Below are 23,185 nucleotides of genomic sequence, written 5' to 3'. Positions count from 1 at the left end.
CGAATATAGCTTATATCACTTACCCAGCAGCTATTTATCGTAGTGACCTTGAACTCGCGATTTAATAAATTCGGAGAAACCGGATAATTATGATTCGAATTCGTGGTAACTTTAAATCTACGTTTTTGACGACCTTTAAAACCATTCTCTCGCATTATACGCGCTACCCGCTTTCTCGAACATCTGGTATTATGCTTTCTTAACTCCCTGAATATCCTGGGGCTACCGTATAGCCTGCGATTTACCTCATATATCTCCTGAATAATAACCTTAAGATCTTCATCATCCATCCTATATCTATTCATCGGATTCTTAAGATAAGAATAATAGCGGCTAAGTGATACTCCCAAAACTTCGGCCATTTTCTTCACCGGAAACTTGCCGCTATGTTCTCTCATGAATTTGTACCTCGCTTCTCGGTTTTTGAGAAAATGGCCACTGCTTTTTTTAATATATCACACTCCAGTTTTACATCTGCTAATTCCTTCTTCAGCTTATATAATTCCTCATCCCGAGGAATACCTTTCCCAGAAAATGCTTTCCCATTATTATCCCTTAATTCTCTTCTCCATCTTGATAAAAGATCAGGCCTTATCCCTAAATCTTCAGATATCTCACTAGTTGTTTTACCGCTTCTCTCCAGTAACTCTATTGAATCAATCTTAAATTGTTTGTCAAATTTGCTTCTTGATTTCATTGACTCCTCCGTTAAGCTTATTATCGTTTCTTTCGCTTAACTTCGTGTCATCTTTTTGGGGGCAAGGCCAATATACTTTCTAAATCGTATAAATCGTATTAGCTCATTAAGAATTATTTCGTAAACTTATTTCGTTTTAGTATAATTAGTTTCTATTGTTCATATTCATTTACCTAATCCCTATTATCCCTCATTTTATATTAATTTGCAGATAGGTGTTAGATGTCAGCCTACTGAAATAAACTCAATAAGCAGTCAATCAATCTCTAAAGTCATTGCAAATGGCAATTATGATCATTTATTTATAAACTGAATCAGTCCCATAAAGACTGTAATAACTGTAAAGCCAATGCCAATAAACCACATAAGCATGCCAATTCTTCTATCCACTGACTCAAACCGAGTATCCATGTTTTTTTGCATGGAAGACATCTGCTGCGCAAGAAGCTCAATGCTGTGAAGAATGTCATCTCTATCACGAAGCGAATGCGCAGTAAGAGAACGCACAAAACGCTTAACAGCCTTTGGGTCTTGCTTCTCAATCGCCTCAAGCATGCTGTCTTCTAATTCCTGTATGTACTCAGCCCTGTTCATAATTATAAATTTATCTTTATTTGATAATAAATCAATTATAATTCCTTACGCAGTCACGCTATTTTTTTTATCCCATGCTGGATTTACCTTTTTCAATTGATCCGGTGCTAGAGAGCATATATTCAGAATACTGTGTAAATTATTGCCAGTCCAATTTTTGGTAGGGTCTTCTTGAATTCAAAAAATAAATAATAACTAATTACAGCCCAATTAAAATATTGACATAATATATATAGATTTTATAGTTGCCAACTATTAGTATTATAAAATGAAAATAGTTTATTAGATTACATTTATTAAAATTATGAAAGGGGGGAGAAAGATATGGATGAAATGATGGAAAAAAGAATTAATCAATTAAGGGAGATAAGGGAGAAACTTAAATTAGGCGGAGGTCAGGACAAGATTGATAAAGTACATGCAAAGGGAAAACTATCTGCCAGGGAGAGAGTAGATATGTTGATGGATCCTGGAAGTGTAGTAGAATTTGGTACTTTAGTTGGTTATCGTTATAATTCTCCTGCAGATGGATTAATTGCAGGTCATGGCACCATAAACGGTAGAAGAGTATGTTTCTACTGTCAGGACCCCACGGTTCAGGGTGGATCTATAGGCATGAAGCATGGATTTAAGATGTATACTACAGTTGAAAGAGCTATGGATATGAAGGTGCCCTTTATCGGTTTACATGATTCACCTGGCGCAAGAATGCCAAAACTGGACAGTGGAGCGCAGAGCGCCTTTGGAGGGGGAGAAGGCGAGATGGGCGCTATATCCGACAAAAATGGCGGATCCATATTTTTCCCCAATACACATGCATCAGGATATGTACCTCAGATATCTGCCATCTTAGGTAATTGTGCAGGTATATCTGTGTATTCACCAGCACTAAATGATTTTATATTTATGACAGATAAGAGTAACATGTACATTACTGGTCCACGAATGGTCAAGTCTGTTATGCATGAGGATGTTACTGGAGATGATTTAGGCGGTTCTAAGATTCATACCCAAAAGAGCGGTGTAGCTGATCTGAGATTCCCTACTGAAGAGGATTGTTTTAATGGCATAAAGGAATTACTCAGCTATCTCCCTTCAAATTGTGAAGAGAAACCACCACGTGTTGAAACAGGGGATGATCCAACAAGATTTGATGATGAATTAGCGGATATTGTTCCTTCAGATAGCACAAGAGCCTTTGATATGCGAAAGGTAATTCGTAAAATTGCGGACAATGGCAAATACTTTGAAATTAAACCTGAATTTGCAAAGGAAATGACTGTAGGTTTTGGTCGTTTGGATGGATATAGTGTGGGATTTGTCGCTAACAACTCAATGACTATGGCAGGTAGTCTTACTGTTGATAGTTCAGATAAACAGGCGAGGTTCATTAGATTCTGTGATTGCTTCAATATACCTTTAGTCTTTTTAATTGATACATCAGCCTATCTTCCTGGGAGTGTACAGGAACATGCTGGTATTATTCGCCATGGAGCAAAGGTATTGTATGCCCTCTGTGAATCCACTGTACCTCGAGTAGCTGTTACAATAAGGAAGGCCTATGGTGGAGGAAACCTCGGTATGGGTTGTCTTCCTGGTCTTAATACCGATATGATCTTTCAATGGCCAATAGTGGAAGCGGGTGTAATGGGACCTAGACAGGCTGTTAACCTTTTTTATGCAGCAGAAATAATGGCAGCGGACGATCCTGATAAGGTGAGGGAAGAAAAGCTTAAAGAATATCAGGAACTAGCTGGGAATCCATTTAATATGGCATCAGATAATATTTTTACAGAAGATATAATCGAACCGAGAGAGACGAGACGTGTTCTAATAAATAGTCTATCGTTATTAAGAGAGAAAAAGAAGAATATCGGCAAACCGAAGAAGCATGGTAATATACCGTTGTAATCGAATCTCATTGATTTATTTTTAATGAGCCTCATCCCAGCAAAGGCTGAGGTGGGGCTCAAATAATAAATATTAATTACTCACATTTTCTAGGTTCTTAATCTGATTCTTTAGATATAAAAGCTGTTCATTGTATTGAGCGTTAAAATTTTCGATTATCGCTTTTCTCTTCTTCAAATATTCAGGATTGCTTTCAGGACTAATCTTTACTTTCGAACCCAATTGTGCTCCAATTTGCTCCTCCAATTTTTTTAATGAAGGTGTTAGCTCCTCTGCAATTTGTTTTTCCAAAAGTGTTAACTGTTCAACATATTGTTGAAATAAATGTTCAATATCTGATATTTTTTTCTTTATTAATTTTTTATTTTCCTTTATTCTTATAAGTATCTCATATTCATTCTTTATTAATTCCAACGATACCTCATTCTTAGGAAGCTGAATATTACTCAGTAGCACTTCCTCAATTGAGTTGACAATTATTTCTATATCATTTTTCTCCCTTCCTTTCAATTGACTCTCTAAAGTTACAGCATTATTACTTATCATCATTCCAGCAATCCTTCTTCCTTCATGTTCAAGTTCTCTCCTTTTTAACGCAACCTTATCAACCTCAATATTAGCGCTTCTCTCAAGAGCGATTTCTAATGATGTTTTTATTCTGTCACTATTACTCATCACTTATCTCCAGTTAAATTGTGAATATTTAGTTATTATTATTTGATGTTACTTGCTGCTTTACTTCGCAGTATATTATGATATTAAGCAAAGCATAATCAACAATGGCATTGAATAATTCAGTACTGCTTCATGTAAGCAGTAGCAAAGAGTAGTAATTGCATTTAATTTTGATCATTGACTGATTAACCATATCTCCATTTATGTACATGCAATCAATATTGATATTATAGTCTTCATATATATAGTGGGCAAGTTGGTCTATATTATAAAATAAAGTTAATTACTATAAGATTATAATGTACGAAGAGGAAGGCAAGAAAAAAATGACAATACTATAAGAAATTCAGATATTTCGATTATCATCTAGTGAAAATGAAGCTTGCTCTATATCGATCATGCAAAATTTTCCTTCGAATAAAAAAATATTCGACCGAATTGTTTTTCATTCAATTCAAGGTATTACTTATAACAAACCGATAATTGATAATGAAAGCAAAATGATTGATACATGCATCAAGAATACTTATCAAAAAATATATTTGGATTTAATATGTTATGCAAATTTAAGATTATCAGTACTATAATAATTATTTATCATGTTTTTAATATGTATGCTGTTGCAAAGGGGATGTATATCGAAGAATCGATTAGCAGCACCTTGAGTGGAAAGGATGTTTCAATTCTACAAAAAACTTACCTTACTGATAATAATTTATTATTTACTCAATCGACTCATCCTCAACGTATACTATATGATCTTAATACACAGAGAGTATATCTTATTGATGATATAAAGAGACGTTATTCATCTACATCATTCAATAACTATAAGGAAAGCTTTGATCAGGGTATCTCTTCGATATTTAATTTGTTAGTTGTAAATGAGATATTATGTAGAGAAAGCGGTGAAAAGAAGAGAATTTATAATTACGATTGCTTTGAGATTGTTATTTATCTACCTAAGATCGCTACGATGATCTCTTTATGGCTCACCAAAGATTTGCCAGCTCTCATGAATCTGTACTATTCCTTTTCGCAAAAGGCTGAACTTGGAAATGGAATGAAAAAGATGATCTCAATAATGAAGCAATATGATGCCTTTCCAGTAGAGAGTATCACTGCTATGGTTCGGCCTAAAGAGTCGACTAGATATTTGAAGGTTAGGTTGAAGAAGATATCTTATAATGTATTAGATTCCATATTCACAATTCCTTATGAATACAAAAATATACCATATTTAGCTAATCAATAATATTCCCAAAGGATGATCGGCATTATATAACATACTCAATGTAGGATAAAATAATGGTAAGAAAGCAAGGGGGAGGGGCGCTCAACATCCTGAGAATGATTAATTATTTATTATCTATGATAAGTATATTCTTTCGTTAATTTTCATCATCATAATATAATAATTGGGCGATTGGCTCAGTCGGTTAGAGCGCCTGCCTTACATGCAGGAAGTCGCTGTATCGAATCCAGATCGCCCAAATCCTGTGGTGATACACATGTTTGACAGGAGTGAAAAATCCTTCACTCCTGTCAAGAGTTAGACATAAGAATAAAATTCCCCGAGAAGTGCTTATGAAAGGGATTATAATCTATTCTGCCATTTTTTTATAAGTCTCATATCTTTCCCTCATTTCAGCTTCAGCCTTTTTTAATAGCTTTTCTGCCTCATCAGGGAATGATCTCATTAGACTTGAATATCTCACTTCACCTAATAGAAACTCCCTATAATCACCTGACGGATCCTTAGAATCAAGGATGAATGGATTTTTCCCTTCTTCTTTAAGAAGAGGATTATAGCGATAGAGATACCAGTAACCAACTTCAACTGCCTTTTTCTCTTCCTCTTGGCTTTTACCCATATCGATCCCATGATTTATGCATGGGGAGTAGGCAATAATGAGCGAAGGGCCAGGATAGCTTTCTGCCTCTGTAATCGCCTTCAAAAATTGATTTTTATTTGCGCCCATTGCAACCGATGCAACATACACGTAACCATAGGTCATAGCCATTCTTCCCAAATCCTTCTTGCGAATAGGTTTACCCTTAGCTGCAAACTTGGCTACAGCACCAATAGGGGTTGATTTTGAAGCCTGTCCACCTGTATTGGAATAGACCTCAGTATCCAGGACAAGCAAATTGACATCATGACCTGAGGCTAGAACATGATCCACACCCCCATAACCAATATCATATGCCCAGCCATCGCCACCAAAAGCCCAGATCGATTTTTTAACAAAGTAATCATTGCGATTAATGATATCAGAGATTAGCCTAGCAACATCCCCCTTGAATTTTGGAAGCTCATTGTTTAGTAACTCCATTATTCTTGGCCTAAGTTCCTTTGTTTTATCAGCATCATTTATATTATCCAACCAATTTTGTAATAGACCCTTCAATTCAGCGACAATATCATGACGTAGAATCTCCTGGACAAGATCACCTAGTTGCTCCCGTCTCTGATCAACACCTAAATGTAATCCAAAAGCGCATTCTGCCGGATCCTCAAAAAGTGGATTCGTCCAGGCTGGTCCATGACCCTCTTCATTTACTGTATAGGGACAACTTGATGGGGAACCGCCATAAATAGAAGAACAGCCAGTAGCGTTTGCGATAATCATCCTGTCTCCAAAGAGCTGAGTGATAACCTTAATATACGGAGTTTCACCGCATCCTGGACATGCTCCTGAAAATTCAAAAAGAGGTTTACAAAACTGACTTCCCTTAACTGTTGTCTTTGACATTAAATTATCTCTTATTGGTAGTGTTGTAGAAAACTTATGATTCGTTACTTGTCCTTCTTGAGTGGTTAATGGCCTCATGACAAGCGCCTTCTCCTTTGAAGGACAGATATCAGCACAGTTGCCGCAACCTACACAATCCAAGGGTGAGACCTGTATTCGATATTTGAATCCTTCTAATTCCTTTCCCTTAGCCTCAAGCATTATGAAATCATTGGGAGCGTCTTTTATTTCAGCATCTGTACCCAATATCGGTCGTATTGCGGCATGAGGACAGACAAAAGAACATTGATTGCACTGAATACAGTTATCCGGAATCCATTCAGGCACGTTGACCGCCACACCTCTTTTTTCGTATTTTGTGGTTCCTGTTGGATATATACCATCTGGTGGGAAGGCGCTTACTGGTAAAGAGTCCCCTTGTTGAGCATTTATTGGTCTAAGTACATTGGTTATAAATTTTGGCTCATTTTTTTCTATATATGCATCCTGACCTGCAGTTGCCCAACTCTCCGGTATCTTTACCTCTATTACAGAATCAATTGCTTTATCAACAGCGTTATAATTCATATTTACAATATCTTCGCCTTTTTTGCCATAAGTCTTATTTATAGCATCTTTCAAATATCTAATTGCATCTTCTTGAGGAATGACTTCTGCAATTTTAAAAAATACAGCCTGCATTATCATATTTATTCTCGCTCCTAAACCCAACTCATCAGCAATTTTTACAGCATCAATATTATAAAATTTTAATTTCTTCTGAGCAATGGTTCTTTTTAAACGATTAGGAAGATTGGTCTCCATCTCTTCAATGCTCCAAGGAGAATTGAGTAGAAAGCTTCCACCATCTCTAATTCCATCGAGTAGATCATACTCATTGACATAAGCAGGATTATGGCAGGCAATAAAATCAGCATTGGTCAAAAGATATGGAGATAGGATTCTATGTGGTGAGAACCTTAGATGAGACATTGTAACTCCACCGGATTTCTTAGCATCATATGCAAAGTATGCCTGGGCATACATATCAGTATTCTCACCAATGATCTTTATGGCATTTTTATTGGCTCCTACTGTTCCATCAGCTCCTAATCCCCAAAATTTGCATCTAACAGTCCCTTTTGAAGAGGTATCAATATTTGGTCCAACTTCAAGAGATGTATGAGTTACATCATCATCGATTCCGACTGTAAAATGGTTTTTGGGTTCCTTGGATTTGAGATTATCAAATACCGCCTTTACCATATTGGGTGTAAAATCCTTACTTCCTAATCCATATCTGCCGCCCACAATAACAGGCTTTTCACCCCTTTCATGAAAGACAGTACATATATCTTGATATAATGGCTCTCCCAAACAACCCGGAGTCTTAACCCTATCCAACACAGCTATTCTATTGGCAGTTGAAGGGAGGGCTCGTAAAAAGTGTTCTCTAGAAAATGGAAGATAGAGTCGTACTTTAACAACTCCAACCCTCTCACCGAGTTCGTTTAAATATTTTACTGTTTCATCAATAACATCACAACTCGAAGCCATTGATATAATTACCCTATCAGCTTCAGGATCACCAACATAGTCAAATAGATTGTAGGACCTGCCAACTAGATTGCTTACCTTTTTCATCTCTTCATCAACTATAGTAATAATTTTATCATAATAGGGATTTATTGCCTCCCTGTTTTGAAAAAAGATATCAGGATTCTGATTTGTACCCCGAAGTTGAGGATGTTCAGGATTCATAGCACGGCTTTTAAAATGATCAATGGCATTCCAGTCCACAAGACTGGCCATGTCATCATAGTCTATAATCTCTACCTTTTGAATCTCCATGGATGTCCTGAATCCGTCAAAAAAATGGATAAAGGGAAGGCTTGCCCTGATGCTGGCAAGATGAGCTACAAGTCCAAGGTCCATAACCTCCTGCACAGAGCTTGATGCTATTGATGAAAATCCAGTCTGTTTTACAATATTTATATCCGAGTGGTCACCGAAGATGGAAAGGGCGTGAGTGGCAATTGCGCGAGCTGAGACATGGAATACTGCTGGCATAATCTCCCCTGCTATCTTATACATATCTGGAATCATCAAGAGTAGCCCCTGGGAAGCTGTAAATGTAGTGGATAACGCCCCAGCACAAAGGGCTCCATGAACAGCAGCCGCAGCACCAGCCTCTGATTGCATTTCATATATCTTTAATACCTGGCCAAAGATATTTTTCCTATAATTGGCAGCCCATTCATCACAATATTCTCCCATAGAACTTGAAGGGGTAATGGGATATATCGCAGCAACCTCACTCATCGCATAGGCAATATGAGCTGCAGCTTCATTTCCCTCGATTGTTTTCATTGTTTTGGTCATAACCTTTTCTCCATATATTGATAGTAGTAGAATTGATTAGAAACTTATAAAAAAGTAAAAAGATAAAATGTCAATTATTTTTAATAAATCATAAATCCTTCGGGATACATTTATCATTATATATTATTAATGTAAAATTGTAAGCAATTTTTTATATATTTAGGCAAGCATGATGATATTACATTCTGTTCATGAATTCATGTGGATAAAACGATTTCTGAAGATTGTCAGTGTCCAATCCGATATTATTAAAGGACTCATCTATTATATCATCTCATATAGTTTATTTTGTATATTGGGCATTATAAATATATCCTCATATTGCATATTATGAAAATGAAACCTATCATTTACAGGAGTACAATTTCGCTATTTCTAAGTTAAATCTTAATTGTAAAAATGTAAGGATTAGTAAAAGATCGATATAGGATTATTATTATGAAGAGATCAAATTATTATTGGATTTATATACTTGAATGTGAGAATGGTTGTTATTATACGGGTTATACAGAAAATCTGTTTAGGCGATATTTACAACACATAAATGGCTCAGCAAAGGCAAAGTACACAAGGAGTTTTAAACCAACAAGGATTGCACAATGCTGGAAATTATATGATACAAAAGGAATCGCACTGAGGATTGAGCATTTTATTAAAAGCTTGGATAGAAAGGTAAAGGATATAATTGTAGATGATCCTGAAAGGCTTAAATATTATGTTTTGGATAAATTAACCCTTGACATAGAGATTTTTCCATATAATCCAGAGTTGGTTGAGAGTGAATTACTTAATTTATATACATGTGATTAATCTATAGTAATTCTATTTCCGGCAAGAGTAGGGGGGTAAATTGTTGACTTATACAAGAAGGTTATTCTTGCCTTTAGGGGAAGGTTTTAGTATCATTACTAGTTCAATATAAGCTGAGCGTAAAGTTATAAATGTAATGTGACGCTAAATTGGAGTAACATTGCTAGGGCTATCCAAATCCTCTAAACTTTACTGTTAGTGTAATATTATAATTGAGAAAGGAGTAATTAAGATGCGAAGGATTATTATTTCAGTGATATTGTTAACATGTTCATTAATTGCATTTTGTGGAGAATTTAAAGAAGATGGACTTTATGCTGTCATTCATACCAGCATGGGCAAAATGGGATTCAGGCTATATTATGAAAGGGTTCCTGTTACAGTGGGCAACTTTGTTGGGCTCGCTGAGGGAACCATTGAGTTCACAAACATGAAGTCAGGGAAGAAGGAAAAGAGACCCTTTTATAACGAACTCATCTTTCACCGTGTAGTCAAGGGATTTGTTATTCAGGCTGGATGTCCTTTAGAAAACGGTATGGGGAATCCGGGATACAGCTTTGTTGATGAGTTCGATCCCGGGCTGAACCACAATTCTCGTGGCATTCTCTCCATGGCGAATTCAGGACCAAATACCAATGGAAGCCAGTTTTTCATTACACTTAAGCCAGCATCAAACCTAAATAATAGGCACTCAGTTTTTGGGAAGATGGTTTATGGTGAGGATGTGCTGACAGAGATAGGTAATGTGAAGACCGATAATCAGAATAAGCCTATTGAGGATGTTTTCATTAAATCTATAAGGATTGTAAAAATTGGAAAGGATGCTAAGGCTTTTGATGCGGAGAAGGCCTTTGCGCAAAATAAGGAATTGCTGAAAAACTATAAGGAGAAACAGGATAAGTGGCTTAAGTCATTGTTATCAAAGTTAGGTGTAAAAGAGGATAGGATTGTTAGCAATGAATCAGGCCTTAGGTATTATGTAAAAAGGCGAGGTAAGGGAAGAAAACCATCTGTTGGAGATATAATCAAGGCTCATTATTCCGGATATCTTATCTATGGTAAAAAATTTGATAGCTCCTATGATAGGAATCAGCCCTTTGAGACCCCCATAGGAGTGAGGCGAGTGATCCAAGGATGGGATGAAGCATTTTTAGATATGCGTAAGGGTGAAAAGAGGGTACTGATCATCCCGCATCATCTAGCTTATGGTCGGAGGGGGATGCCGCCTTTCATACCCCCTGGAGCAACGCTAGTCTTTGAAGTGGAGCTTCTCTCAATTAAAAAGGGCAATTAGGAATCATAATTTTTTCGACTATCTATTTATTCAAGTAAAGATGTAATCATAATAAGATCAACGATTATCCAATGCCTGAATTAAAACTCTACATGAGCAACCGGCTGGAGATTCTCGCTGATAGGCTTGCATGTTCGCTTGAGGAACCCCTTCAGTCCCCCCTGATCCCTGAGATCATCATAGTTCAGAGTAGAGGCATGAAGCGCTGGATATCCCTGCAACTGGCCCAGCGTTTTGGCATATGGTCCAACTATAGGTTCCCCTTCCCAAATGAGATGGTCAATGAAATCTTTCAGGCCATCTTTCCTGATACACCGGTCGATAGATTCTTTGACATGGACGTAATAGCATGGAGGATAATGAGACTCCTTCATCAAAGCGTTTCAATGAGGGAGAGTGAAGACCTTGATAATTATCTTAGGGGCGGGGATTATTCTCTCAAGAGATATCAGCTATCGGTTCAGATTGCTAATGTCTTTGACCAATATCTGACATACAGGCCTGAGATGATACTCGAATGGGATAGGGGAGAGGATAATTGTTGGCAGGCAGAGCTTTGGCGGCTTATTGTTGAGGAGTTGTCTCATAGCCATCCACCGGCATTAAGAGGGAGGTTCCTTGAAAGGATTTTAGATCCTTCAATATTGAAGAGGGTTGAGTTGCCGGAGAGGATTTCGGTATTCGGCATATCGTCGTTGCCCAGTTTCCATATGGATGTGCTTACAGCATTGTCAGCATCAGTAGATGTTAACCTTTTCATTATGAATCCATCCCAGAAGTATTGGGCTGATATTAGTTCCGAGCGGGATATTGCAAAATCGCTTAGCGCAGGGTCAGGGGAATCACCCACTGCGGAAAATCTACACCTCGAGAAGGGGAACAGCCTGCTTGCATCAATGGGTAAGCTTGGAAGAGATTTCCTGTGGATAATTATGGAATATTATGATCCGCTTGATCATTCATGTTTTGAGGAACCAGGCGATGACTCTCTTCTTCATCTTATTCAATCCGATATCCTTAATATGATTGACAGAGGCGCTTCACCCTTAGAAGGGGACACAATAATTACGGATATAACCGAAGAGTGGATCAGGGATGATAAATCAGTAACCATTCACTCATGTCATAGCCCCATGCGCGAGATAGAAGTGCTGAAGGATTTTTTACTCGATCTCTTCAATAGCAGTCCTGAATTAGAACCTCGCGATATTATAGTGATGACACCGGATATCGAGGCCTATTCGCCATTTATTCAGTCGGTTTTTCAAGCTTCAACTGATGATTCCCAGAGTATACCCTTCTCCATAGCGGATATGAGCATAAGAAGAGAGAGCAGAGTAATTGATACATTTTTTGCAGTGCTTGATCTTGCAGGAGGCAGATTTGAGGCTAGCAGGGTTCTTGATATTATTGAGTGTGAGGAAGTGCTGCAAAGATTTAATCTGCAGTCAAGTGATATTGAATTGATACGACGGTGGGTGAGTGAAACGCATATATGCTGGGGAGTTGAAGCGAGGGATCGGGGAGAAAAGGGACTTCCAGAATTTCGGGAGAATACCTGGAATGCTGGCATTGATCGTCTTCTATTGGGTTATGCCATGTCTGGCAATGGCGAGTCGATGTTTATGGACATTCTACCCTATGAGAATATTGAGGGAAGTGAATCACTTATTCTTGGAAGGTTTATAGAATTATCGAGAATGCTTTCAGATCATGTTAGTTCCCTTGTCAATCTCTATACTCTTTCTCAGTGGGATGAGGTCCTATTATCGATTCTTGATAATCTCTTCCTGGATGGGGAGGACGCGGGTGATATACAGATTTTGCGGGAGGCTATTAGCAGGCTTATAGCAATTGAGGAGGAATCGAATATTCACGAGAAGTTGGAACTTGTAGTTGTGAGGACATGGTTGGAGCATGCATTAAACCAGGATCGTGCTTTGACCGGATTTCTTAGTGGCAGGGTTACATTCTGTGCTATGCTTCCCATGAGGAGTATTCCTTTTAAGGTTGTTTGTCTTATTGGCATGAATAATGACGCATTCCCCAGAACCACCAAAGCAGTGAGCTTTGATTTAATTGCGAATAATCCTAAGCGAGGAGACCGCTCCAAAAGGATAGATGATCGGTATCTATTTTTAGAATCTATTATCTCTGCAAGAGAGACTCTATTTATAAGCTATATTGGGCAGGGAATACAGGATAATAGCGATATACCTCCATCAGTACTCGTGAGCGAGCTAATAGATTATATTGAACAGGGTTTTAAGATTCCAGATGGAATAATCACAGATCATATCCTCTTCAAACATCGCCTGCTGGCTTTCAGCTCACGCTATTTCGACAATAGTGGGAATCTTTTCAGTTATTCTGAAGAGAATCTTAGAGCCTGCAAGGTCATGTTAAATGAAAGAAAACAATCAACACATTTTATTATTGGAAGGCTTTCCGGATATGATGGAGAGGATAAAGTGATTGATCTCAATAATCTCATAAAATTTTTTTCCAATCCAGCGAAGCACCTTTTAACATCAAGACTAGGCATATATCTTGATGAGAGATCGAATAGAATTATTGATCGTGAGCCATTTCATATCGATAGTTTGGATAAATATTATATTGAACAGAAGATCTGTTCACGTTTTCTCAAAGTTTCTGATATCGATTCGTTATACGGAATAATTCGTTCAGAGGGTCTGCTCCCTCACGGAATGATAGGTCATGCGACCTTCAAAAATCTAATACCTGAGATCCAGAGATTTGGGAAAAATGTAAAATCCCATATGAATGGGGAGATGCTTGATCCTCTTGATGTCAATCTTGATATTTATGGATATAAACTTATAGGAAGAATCCAGAATATCTGGCCTACCGCTTTACTCTGCTTGCATTATACAAAGGCAAATGCAATGGATAAATTGAAAGCCTGGGTACTTCATCTAATCCTTAATGCCTTAAATCTGGGATCAAGCTCAAAAAAGACTATTCTAATCTGTAAGGATTCCACTTGGGAGATGGAACCCCTTAACAATGCATTTGACCTGCTTGAGAAACTCCTTCATATCTATGATAAAGGGAAGGATGAAATACTGCATTTCTTTCCTACAACCTCATGTGAATATGCCTTATGGATATTAAAAGAATATTCCCATAAGGAGGCATTGAATAGGGCAATACAGAAGTGGGAGGGTAGCGATTTCAGTCGTGGAGATCGAGAAGATCCGTATTATAATCTCTCCTTTGGGAGGGTTGATCCCTTTGAAAGTGATTTTGCAGAACTATCAAAAGAAGTATTCATGCCATTATTGACTCATCAGATAAGGCTGGAGAAATGAAGAGTTTTAATATAATAGACTGTCCGCTTAATGGGACTAATCTTATTGAGGCGAGCGCTGGAACGGGGAAGACATACATCATCGCCAGTCTTTTCCTTCGCTTAATTCTTGAAAAACAGTTTATGATAGAGGATATTCTATCAGTAACTTTTACGGAGGCCGCCACTGAGGAGTTGCGCTATCGGATACGAGGACGTTTAAGGGAGGCCTTGCTTGCCCTAACGAGCAATCATAACATCGCTCTCAGTGATGAGTTTTTGAATATTCTCATTACTAAATATAGGAATGATGAAAGTGCGATAAGACGGCTGCGTTATGCCCTTATGAATTTTGATGAGGCCTCAATCTATACTATTCATGGCTTTTGTCAGCGGATGCTTATGGAGAATGCCTTTGAGAGCGGTTCCCTGTTCGATACGGAGCTTTTATCAAGACAATCAGAATTATTGCTCGAGATCGTTGACGATTATTGGAGGATCAATTTCTATAATACACCGTCATTGTTAGCGCAATATTTAATATTGAAGAAATACAGCCCTGATTATTTTCTTCAGGTTTTAAAAAACCGTTCTATCGATCCATCCTTTGAGATAATTCCCGATGTAACTGCACCAGATATCAATGGAATTGGCGAGGAATTATTGAAGGACTATGAAAGGCTATGTGTCAATTGGTCATCAATGAAGCTTGAGGTTGAGGGGATACTATTGCATGCTATTGCATTAAATAGGAAAACATACAGGCGGAGTTCAATTCCAGCATGGATTGAAGCAATGGATGATTTTATCAGTCTTGGCGATCCGATGTTGAGGTTCGATGCTTTCAATAGGTTTACTACCTCAAGCATCATGAGGGCGACTAAAAAGGATTTCCAAAACCCTATTCATCCATTTTTTGATCTTTGTGAACACTTTGAAACAAGTTATAGATCCCTGGAAAGTACTTTTGATCGTTATATCCTATGCAAGAGCAGAGAGTTATTTGAGTATGTTAAGGATGAGTTGAATAAAAGAAAGTCTCTTCGTAACATACGCACCTTTGACGATCTTCTTGTGGATATGCATAAGTCTATAAGGGAAGGGTATAATTCAGAATTGGCACGAGCGGTAAGGAGTAGATTCAAGGCAGCGCTCGTTGATGAGTTTCAGGACACCGATCCGATTCAGTACGATATATTTACAACAATTTTTGGGACAGATGATCGAATCCTCTATCTTATAGGTGATCCGAAGCAGGCGATATATAGATTCAGGGGGGCTGATATATTTGCATACATAAAGGCTTCTTCAAGTATTCGGTACAGATATACCCTTAATACAAACTGGAGAAGTGAACCGAATCTTATAAGGGCTGTTAATACTATTTTTTCAAGATCAAAGGATTTTGTTCCATTTATCTTTGAGGATATAGCTTTTCAAGAGGTTAAATCCTCGGAAAAGGAAAGTAGCGAATTCCTTTATATCAATGGAAAACATGAATCCCAGCTACATATCTGGTTTATTGACAGGAAGTACGCTGACAAGAAGTATGGCTTTATATCCAAAGGAAAAGCCATAAGGCTAGTCTCACGTTCTCTGGCTGCTGAAATATCCAGATTGCTTCATCTTGGCAGAAAGGGGCAGGCAGTTATTGCTAATAAGGCAATTATGCCTAGCGATATCGCTGTTCTTGTTCGCAAGAACAATCAAGCTAAAATTGTGCAAGATGAACTGAGATCCCTTAATATCCCCAGTGTGTTGTATGGCGCTGAGAGCATATTCGTTTCCCACGAGGCTATGGAGATGGAGAGGGTGTTGTCTGCAATAGTGGAATATGGAAATGAGAGGAGAATTAAGGTTGCCCTTACCACTGATATCTTTGGATTCTCTGGAAATGAGATCCTTGCCTTCACTGAAGATGAGACAGGGTGGGAAGCCTTGATGAATCGGTTCAGTCAATACAATGACCTATGGACTCGGTATGGTTTCGTCAGGATGTTTCGTGTCTTGCTTAAGGGGGAGAATGTACGTATTAAATTACTCTCCTACCCAGATGGTGAACGCAGAATAACAAATCTGCTGCATTGTTCCGAGGTTTTGCATCGAGGGGAGGTTGAAAATAAACTGAGTATAGATGGTCTTCTCAAATGGTTTAGATTAAAGCTTTTTCAGGGTGATGAATCCGAAGAGAATCAGATTCGCCTTGAAACGGACGAAGATGCTGTTAAGATTATAACTATACATAAGAGCAAGGGATTAGAATTTCCGATTGTCTTTTGTCCATTTATTTGGGATAGAGCAAAAATTGATGATAATAAATCCTTTACCTTTCACAATCCTGCTCGAGACAATCGATTGACACTTGATCTCAATGCGATGGATGAGATGAACAGGAGGATCGCTGAGAAGGAGGAATTGGCGGAAAATATCCGTCTTCTCTATGTCGCTCTCACCAGAGCTAAGAATCGATGCTATCTTGTATGGGGAAAGATAAATCAATCTGAATCCTCTGCTTTGGCATACATTTTTCATAAACCTAACGATCTTAGCCCTCATAATCTTGTTAGCGAATTAGGGGATTATGTTAAACCCTTGATCAATGAGGATATGTTTGATGATGTTAAAGGGATAGATGAGATGGGGGACGGTACTATCATGCTTACAGGTATTCCGGCACAAGATAGCTATCAATATCAGCCCTATGATCTGTTACATGAGAAACTCAGTTGTAGGGAATTTAAGGGCTACATCTCAAAGGACTGGATGATCACGAGCTATTCGTCCCTTGTATCAAACAGTCGATATGGCATGGAAAATCCGGATTATGACAGGGTAGATAGCGAGGTGAGGTTTCAGCATAGGGTGAATGAAGGTGAAACTATTTTTAGCTTTCCGAGGGGAGTTGTTGCTGGCGCTTGCATTCATGAAATATTTGAAAACCTAGATTATACACTCACAAATTCTGCGTGCACAGAGAGGCTGATATCCCAAAAGCTCGCTAAGCATGGTTTTCACAATAGATGGCAGGGCGTAATGTCGAATATGATAAAAAATGTGCTCACAACTCCTCTTAAGCCTGAATGTATGGACTTTATCCTTCAAAAGGTTGACAATAGTCACAGATTGAATGAACTAGAGTTCTATTTTCCCATTGAGCGGATATCGCCAGAGATGTTATCAAATATATTTTCCAGTTGGAGCGGCCTCAATACTCGTACAGAGTCATTCGCATCACGCATGAAGAGGTTGGGATTTAGAACGGTTAGGGGTTTTTTAAGAGGATTTATTGATATGGTTTTTATGTTTAATGATAAATACTATATCGTTGATTGGAAATCGAACTATCTTGGTGACAGTATTAGGGATTATAATCAGGATGAAATTCTTTCTGCAATGGAAGATCATTACTACTTTTTTCAATATCATCTATATGTAGTAGCTCTGCATCGTTATCTTATGACAAGGATGACCGAGTATAGATACGATAGACATTTTGGTGGTGTATTCTACATCTTTGTTCGGGGTGTTGATCCCCAACGTGGTCCTTCATACGGCATTTTTCATGACTTCCCTTCTTCTGAATTGATCGATGAATTAAATAAAAGCCTAATTAGTAAATCATAGAATTGGATTTCATCTGTATGGAAAGTGTAGAGCTACTAAATCTATATAATTTTACTGAGATTGACAGACAATTTGCACGCTTAATGACAATGCTATCTTGTAACGATAGCATTGGGCTAATACTTGCAGCATTAATAGCAAGCAATCAGACAGGGAAGGGCAACATATGCGTTGATATCCCATCAATAGCCGGGAGAGAACTCTTTGATGTCCTTGATGGGAGTGAGGAGAGTAATCCAAAATTCAAACTGCCAGATGAAGAGGAGTGGATTGCAGAGCTACAGTCTTGTTCTGTAGTCGGTGAACCAGAAGACTATAAACCGCTGATTTTAGATAATGATGGTCTCTTATATCTCTATAGATATTGGGCTTATGAGAGGGTTCTTTCAACAAACATACGAAGGCGTTTAGATTGTGTTCCTGATGATATCGATATAAAACTTTTAAAAGATGGGATATCTCGGTTATTTCCAAAGGATGGAGAAGGTGATAATTGGCAACTCATCGCATCTCTTTCAGCGGTGATGAGGTGCATGTGCATTATTTCAGGCGGACCAGGTACTGGGAAGACCTCAACGGTTGTTAAAATACTTGTGCTCCTTCTTGAACAGGCGCAGGCAAGAGGGTATATACCTGCTATAGCCTTGGCCGCTCCAACGGGAAAGGCCGCAGCTAAACTTAAGGATTCGATTAAGAATTCAAGGGCTTTACTCAATTGTAGTGATTCTATTCGAGTGGCTATCCTTGATGAGACATTTACCATACACAGATTATTGGAGTCGATACCTGGTTCTCCCAGCTTCAGGTATAATGCAGAGAATCAACTTCGCTATGATATCATCGTTATTGATGAGTCTTCAATGTCAGATATTGCTCTCCTGACAAAGCTCTTTGAAGCAATTCCCTTAAAATCACGCATAATCCTTCTTGGGGATAAGGATCAACTCGCATCCATAGAGGCAGGGGCTGTTCTTGGCGATATCTGTGATACTGGGAATGAGCATGGTTATTCAAGGGATTTCATAAATATGGTTAGTCAGCTTATTGGCAGTGAGAATCCACTATTAAATAGATTTGCTGATGAACCTCCAATAGCAGATTCACTCATAATTCTTCGTCAGAGCTATCGTTTTGGACAAAACAGTGGTATTGAGGCCCTAAGCTTAGCTGTGAGAGATGGGGATGCTGATGATGCAATAGGCATTCTACATGATGAAAGTTTTAATGATGTTAGTCTAATAAATATAATGCCGGATAATTCTATTAGAATGGCTATTTCTGAATATATTATAAGCGGTTATAAGCCATATCTTACAACCGAGACACCTGAAAAGGCGTACCAACTTTTTTCAAGGTTTGCTATTCTGTGCATGATTCGACAAGGAGCCTATGGCGTGAATAAAATCAATGAGTTAGTTGAAGGAGTGCTCAAGGATGAGGGTCTAATCGCTCTAGAGAACAGATGGTATAGGGGCCGTCCGGTCATGATCAATAGGAATGATTATAGCCTTAAGCTTTTTAATGGTGATTCAGGGATAATACTTCCAGAAACAGGGGGTGATAATAAGCCGCGTTTCTTTTGTCCAAAACCAGAGGGTGGATTTAGGACAATCCTTCCACTTAAGCTGCCTGAGCACGAAACCGTATATGCAATGACAGTGCATAAGTGTCAGGGATCAGAGTTTGAACATGCGCTTGTGCTTCTGCCTGATAGACCGAATCTGGCGTTAAGCCGAGAACTCATCTATACAGCAATAACGAGGGCTAAAAAAAGGGTAGATATTATAGGTAACGAGCAGATTCTACGATATATGATCAACAGACCAACTTTGAGGAAATCAGGTCTTCGTAAGTTACTTTGGAGTTGATAAGTTTTTGAGGCTGATGTTGGGAAAGGAGTGAATAAACATGGCAAAATAAATCATTTTTCTTATGTTTTAAATCCTAATAGGATTGAATTACATTTATAAAGTTTCCCAATTTATGCATATTGGTTTCATTGACCTCTAAGAATTTCAATCCCACTAAATATCTTCCTGAATAATTCTTCTTCTTGCTGCACCATACAACCTGAGCTTTGGCTTCCGCTGTTTCCTGAAGCAGATTTATATTGACATCTACATTTTTTCCCAAAGGCAGGGATTTATCACAAAAAATTTTAATGCCACCGGTGCTTAAATTATTAATTACAGTAAAAAATGTCTTATCCCTCTTCGGTAAAACCTTGCACTTAACAATAAAGGCAGTATCAATTCTCGGCTCAATTCTTCTGTCTTCCATAATTTAACATTTTTTCCTTAATTGAATTCACTTAAATAAGCATTATATTAAATATATAATATATTTTTCACCAATTGTCAAACTATTATCAACATTACCTAGCTAATTAATATGAATATCAACTATATTACATTAGTATATATACCTCTAATTTTCTATGATAATTGAAGAGCGATAAAATATAAACAAATGAGTGATATCAATCATTTATACTATATCTTCGGCATGTTTAATTGATTTATTTAGTTTATATATATAAATTTATATATTCAATGCATTGGAAATCAGATAACACATATTATTTATGATAATTTCTATTGTTTAACAATAGAAATTCAATTATTTCCATCCTGAAGAAAGGACTTAATTGATGGCTTCTCTTTATCGCAAATATATGGTGATATTTCAAGTAAGCAGAGGAGAATTTTCTTGACTTTATCTAATTTAGAATAAATCATAAAACTTAATATCCGTTATATATGGAGGATAAACATGAGAATTGATATCGTTATGTGTTCATTAATTCTTAGTGTATTTTTGGTCTTTTTTTGTCATAACAATTTTATTATAGCTTCTAATAATAGCAATAAAACGCTGGAGCGTGAAATGGATTGCGTTGTATTAACGGGAGATCAATGCTCGGAGATACTTGGAAAACCAATTTCCAGATATGGATTATATTCGCTACAAAATGGTAGTTTTGTTTCAATTCCTTTTCAAATCGATGAATTAGACGAAAAAGATCAATTTATATTAACCCAGGGAAAAGGGAAGTCTGTTGACAAGGACAACTCCCATTTCGATGCCAATGATCAGCTTGTATTCATGGCGCGAGATACGGGTGATAAGATTATGCGTGAAATGGATTTGCCAAAGACTGCCACAGGAATCGTTGAGATAACCATTATAGATCCTACTAATGAAAAGAAGGGTTGGGTATATCTAATGAATTTTGATAATCCTCCAAGGCCTTCTGATATTGATTACGTGAATTATGATCCTGCAAAAATGAAGATTGTGGCTTGGAATTATATCACTAGGTTTAATAAAGAGAATCCTGTTGCAGCTAGCAAATATGCATTTTGGGAGAAGATTGGCGGAGGTGGATCAGATCTTATTGATCGGGTTAAGGTTCGTATAGTATTAAAAAAGTTTTTCACCCTCCACAGATCAGAAGAAGATATAAAGGTAAAGGAGATTGGCTATATTGATGGCCCTGTCCGAGTTATCGTGCATAGTGAGAATAAGACACCGCTTGTTTTTGGAATATCTGCTAGTAAGACTAAACAGAATACACTATATTATTATTCCTATGCCAGCTTTCCTTTTGTTGTTGATCTTCCTATTCTTCCAAGCAAATTTCATGTCCACATATATGATGATTTTGCTGATTGCATGGGTTGTACCTTTTACTCTTCTACCAATCCAAAAGGACACATAATCGATGGAGTGATGGACGATTCAGATAAAAAACTCGATTTATCCCCCTTTCAGTGGTTTGTGCTTTCAAATGAGGAATTGGCCTTTTGGTCAAGATGTATTTACCCATCCAACTCTCCAGTAAAAGCATTTTTATATTTTAAAGATGACAAGAATGTAAAGGATTCTATGGAAGAGGTGACTGGAGAGCTTCCTGGAATAGGTTTTGATTTCAGAAGTGGTTGGGATAAGGTTAAAGAATTTCCAATAGAATTTAGGTTAGTACATTTTTTTACAAAAACCTATAATCCTGGGGATGAGAAAAAAATAGTCAATATTCACGATCATCCCTTAAGGATTACAGTCGAAATGAAAAAGTAGGTTCTTATTTACAATAAATAATAATTCAGCTCATTGATCATGAGTAGAGAACATCTGCTTTCTTTATTGTTATAGCGGTTGGTTAAAGCCTTAATGTCTAATTAATTTTCTACATAATTTCGAAAACTACCATAATTTACCCTTTCCATCCAGCTTTCTCGAATTTTCTAAAACCATATACATAAAAGTAAAAATTTATTGACAGAATTATCTTCTTTAACAAAAAGTAATATAAATTACTAGTATTGATATGAATAAGTTGGAGGCTTTTTATGAAAAAGTTATGTTTATCTATTGTTGTATTATTCTTAGTTTTTGCAGTAACAGGTATCTCTATTGCTGAGGATTTTGATCTAAATGAGTCATCTGACAAGAAGATGTTGGCCAGCGGTGGCCTTGGATTTTCTTATCCATTAGGGGATGCTGGCGATTGGATAGATTATTCAATTCCATTGTTACTCTCTTTTCAGTATGAAGTAAATCCGGCAATAACAATAGAGGGAGATTTTTACTATGATCTACTAATATCCGAGGCAACGGATTTATGGAGTAATTTCCAGGTATATCAGATTGGTGTAGGCGCCCGTTATTGGTTGTCAAAAGATTTTAAGGAGGGTAGCGCTTTTGATGCAATATATATTGGAGCAGGTCTGGCAATAACAAAATTGAAATGGGATTGGGAAATGGAATCTTACATGCCTGTTATGACTACTATTCCTACATATCCTTATTACGACTATACCTTCGTACCTTATAGTGTGTCTTATTCAGCTGATGAAAGTTTCACAACTTTTGTAGTGAAGGGTGGTTATGTAATACCATTAGAGGGTGATATTCTAATTGACATTGGCGGAAGAATTGATGTTATTGATCTCAGTCTGGGAGATTGGCTGCCATTTACAATCTATGGCTCGGTGTGTTATAATTTTTAGTTAATAATATAAGATTATAAGTTAGAAAAAAAGGGGGCTGTCTTGGAAAAGCGCTCTTTTCAGGCAGCCCCGATAATTTCACTTTAAATCTACTTGCAAACCTCTTAAGAAACTCATTAACCTAAACAGGTCGAAAGA

Annotated in this window: 15 protein-coding genes and 1 tRNA gene; 10 read left to right on the top strand and 6 right to left on the bottom strand. The window is 37.4% G+C overall.

The window, feature by feature from the left end:
• From SVZ03_06015 to SVZ03_06005, 3 genes are all read right to left on the bottom strand, one after another.
• On the bottom strand, positions 1-398 hold a 398-nt coding region (locus SVZ03_06015), incomplete at its 3' end, for an IS3 family transposase (GenBank protein MDY6933765.1).
• Positions 395-697, bottom strand: coding sequence for a transposase (locus tag SVZ03_06010; GenBank protein ID MDY6933764.1), 303 nt, complete (start codon positions 695-697; stop codon positions 395-397). The genes SVZ03_06015 and SVZ03_06010, both read right to left, overlap by 4 nt.
• 294 nt (positions 698-991) lie before the next feature.
• Positions 992-1,291 (bottom strand): hypothetical protein, encoded by a 300-nt coding sequence (locus tag SVZ03_06005; protein MDY6933763.1) that lies wholly within the window; start codon positions 1,289-1,291, stop codon positions 992-994.
• A gap of 336 nt (positions 1,292-1,627) precedes the next feature.
• Here SVZ03_06005 and SVZ03_06000 point away from each other — a divergent pair, with 336 nt between their 5' ends.
• On the top strand, positions 1,628-3,202 hold the full coding sequence (locus SVZ03_06000; protein MDY6933762.1) for an acyl-CoA carboxylase subunit beta: 1,575 nt from the start codon (positions 1,628-1,630) through the stop codon (positions 3,200-3,202).
• Positions 3,203-3,274: 72 nt separating this feature from the next.
• Here the strand turns inward: SVZ03_06000 and SVZ03_05995 are convergent, their stop codons facing one another.
• Positions 3,275-3,877: a DUF6657 family protein gene (locus tag SVZ03_05995; protein MDY6933761.1), complete on the bottom strand. Its 603-nt coding sequence runs from the start codon at positions 3,875-3,877 to the stop codon at positions 3,275-3,277.
• A 553-nt stretch (positions 3,878-4,430) separates the two neighbouring features.
• On the opposite strand from SVZ03_05995, the gene SVZ03_05990 reads away from it, so the two are divergent.
• Positions 4,431-5,132, top strand: a complete 702-nt coding sequence (locus SVZ03_05990; protein ID MDY6933760.1) for a hypothetical protein — start codon at positions 4,431-4,433, stop codon at positions 5,130-5,132.
• Between the two features lie 165 nt (positions 5,133-5,297).
• Positions 5,298-5,370 (top strand) — tRNA-Val (locus SVZ03_05985).
• A 111-nt stretch (positions 5,371-5,481) separates the two neighbouring features.
• Here SVZ03_05985 and nifJ read toward each other — a convergent pair.
• Positions 5,482-8,994 carry a pyruvate:ferredoxin (flavodoxin) oxidoreductase gene (nifJ, locus tag SVZ03_05980; protein ID MDY6933759.1) on the bottom strand — a complete coding sequence of 1,171 codons (3,513 nt, stop codon included), beginning with the start codon at positions 8,992-8,994 and terminating at the stop codon, positions 5,482-5,484.
• Positions 8,995-9,432: 438 nt separating this feature from the next.
• On the opposite strand from nifJ, the gene SVZ03_05975 reads away from it, so the two are divergent.
• The 5 genes from SVZ03_05975 to recD all read left to right on the top strand — a co-directional run bounded on the left by SVZ03_05975 (position 9,433) and on the right by recD (position 19,903).
• The gene (locus tag SVZ03_05975; GenBank protein MDY6933758.1) at positions 9,433-9,804 is read left to right on the top strand and encodes a GIY-YIG nuclease family protein; all 372 of its coding nucleotides are present in this window, start codon (positions 9,433-9,435) and stop codon (positions 9,802-9,804) included.
• A 232-nt stretch (positions 9,805-10,036) separates the two neighbouring features.
• Positions 10,037-11,098, top strand: a complete 1,062-nt coding sequence (locus SVZ03_05970; GenBank protein MDY6933757.1) for a peptidylprolyl isomerase — start codon at positions 10,037-10,039, stop codon at positions 11,096-11,098.
• A gap of 71 nt (positions 11,099-11,169) precedes the next feature.
• Complete coding sequence (gene recC, locus SVZ03_05965; protein ID MDY6933756.1) at positions 11,170-14,433, top strand: exodeoxyribonuclease V subunit gamma; 3,264 nt, start codon at positions 11,170-11,172, stop codon at positions 14,431-14,433.
• Positions 14,430-18,035 (top strand): exodeoxyribonuclease V subunit beta, encoded by a 3,606-nt coding sequence (gene recB / locus SVZ03_05960; GenBank protein ID MDY6933755.1) that lies wholly within the window; start codon positions 14,430-14,432, stop codon positions 18,033-18,035. Before recC ends, recB begins: the two co-directional genes overlap by 4 nt.
• 17 nt (positions 18,036-18,052) lie before the next feature.
• Positions 18,053-19,903 carry an exodeoxyribonuclease V subunit alpha gene (gene recD, locus SVZ03_05955; protein ID MDY6933754.1) on the top strand — a complete coding sequence of 617 codons (1,851 nt, stop codon included), beginning with the start codon at positions 18,053-18,055 and terminating at the stop codon, positions 19,901-19,903.
• Between the two features lie 76 nt (positions 19,904-19,979).
• Here the strand turns inward: recD and SVZ03_05950 are convergent, their stop codons facing one another.
• Entirely contained in the window at positions 19,980-20,315 is a 336-nt protein-coding gene (locus SVZ03_05950) for a PilZ domain-containing protein (GenBank protein MDY6933753.1), read from the bottom strand.
• A gap of 492 nt (positions 20,316-20,807) precedes the next feature.
• On the opposite strand from SVZ03_05950, the gene SVZ03_05945 reads away from it, so the two are divergent.
• Together SVZ03_05945 and SVZ03_05940 are read left to right on the top strand one after the other, a co-directional pair.
• Positions 20,808-22,115 carry a hypothetical protein gene (locus SVZ03_05945; GenBank protein MDY6933752.1) on the top strand — a complete coding sequence of 436 codons (1,308 nt, stop codon included), beginning with the start codon at positions 20,808-20,810 and terminating at the stop codon, positions 22,113-22,115.
• A 272-nt stretch (positions 22,116-22,387) separates the two neighbouring features.
• Positions 22,388-23,047, top strand: a complete 660-nt coding sequence (locus tag SVZ03_05940; GenBank protein ID MDY6933751.1) for a hypothetical protein — start codon at positions 22,388-22,390, stop codon at positions 23,045-23,047.
• Positions 23,048-23,185: the final 138 nt, after the last annotated feature.

The organism is Spirochaetota bacterium (genome assembly GCA_034190085.1).
Classification (GTDB): domain Bacteria; phylum Spirochaetota; class UBA4802; order UBA4802; family JAFGDQ01; genus JAXHTS01.
The sequence above is the reverse complement of the archived record's forward strand: the minus strand, read 5'-3'. Positions and strand labels throughout refer to the sequence as shown.

What these genes read in the sequence shown, in the direction of transcription:
- SVZ03_06010 (MDY6933764.1), bottom strand. Translation starts at nt 697, where the DNA reads ATGAAATCAAGAAGCAAATTTGACAAACAATTTAAGATTGATTCAATA.
- SVZ03_06005 (MDY6933763.1), bottom strand. Translation starts at nt 1,291, where the DNA reads ATGAACAGGGCTGAGTACATACAGGAATTAGAAGACAGCATGCTTGAG.
- SVZ03_06000 (MDY6933762.1), top strand. Translation starts at nt 1,628, where the DNA reads ATGGAAAAAAGAATTAATCAATTAAGGGAGATAAGGGAGAAACTTAAA.
- SVZ03_05995 (MDY6933761.1), bottom strand. Translation starts at nt 3,877, where the DNA reads ATGAGTAATAGTGACAGAATAAAAACATCATTAGAAATCGCTCTTGAG.
- SVZ03_05990 (MDY6933760.1), top strand. Translation starts at nt 4,431, where the DNA reads ATGTTATGCAAATTTAAGATTATCAGTACTATAATAATTATTTATCAT.
- nifJ (MDY6933759.1), bottom strand. Translation starts at nt 8,994, where the DNA reads ATGACCAAAACAATGAAAACAATCGAGGGAAATGAAGCTGCAGCTCAT.
- SVZ03_05975 (MDY6933758.1), top strand. Translation starts at nt 9,433, where the DNA reads ATGAAGAGATCAAATTATTATTGGATTTATATACTTGAATGTGAGAAT.
- SVZ03_05970 (MDY6933757.1), top strand. Translation starts at nt 10,037, where the DNA reads ATGCGAAGGATTATTATTTCAGTGATATTGTTAACATGTTCATTAATT.
- recC (MDY6933756.1), top strand. Translation starts at nt 11,170, where the DNA reads ATGCCTGAATTAAAACTCTACATGAGCAACCGGCTGGAGATTCTCGCT.
- recB (MDY6933755.1), top strand. Translation starts at nt 14,430, where the DNA reads ATGAAGAGTTTTAATATAATAGACTGTCCGCTTAATGGGACTAATCTT.
- recD (MDY6933754.1), top strand. Translation starts at nt 18,053, where the DNA reads ATGGAAAGTGTAGAGCTACTAAATCTATATAATTTTACTGAGATTGAC.
- SVZ03_05950 (MDY6933753.1), bottom strand. Translation starts at nt 20,315, where the DNA reads ATGGAAGACAGAAGAATTGAGCCGAGAATTGATACTGCCTTTATTGTT.
- SVZ03_05945 (MDY6933752.1), top strand. Translation starts at nt 20,808, where the DNA reads ATGAGAATTGATATCGTTATGTGTTCATTAATTCTTAGTGTATTTTTG.
- SVZ03_05940 (MDY6933751.1), top strand. Translation starts at nt 22,388, where the DNA reads ATGAAAAAGTTATGTTTATCTATTGTTGTATTATTCTTAGTTTTTGCA.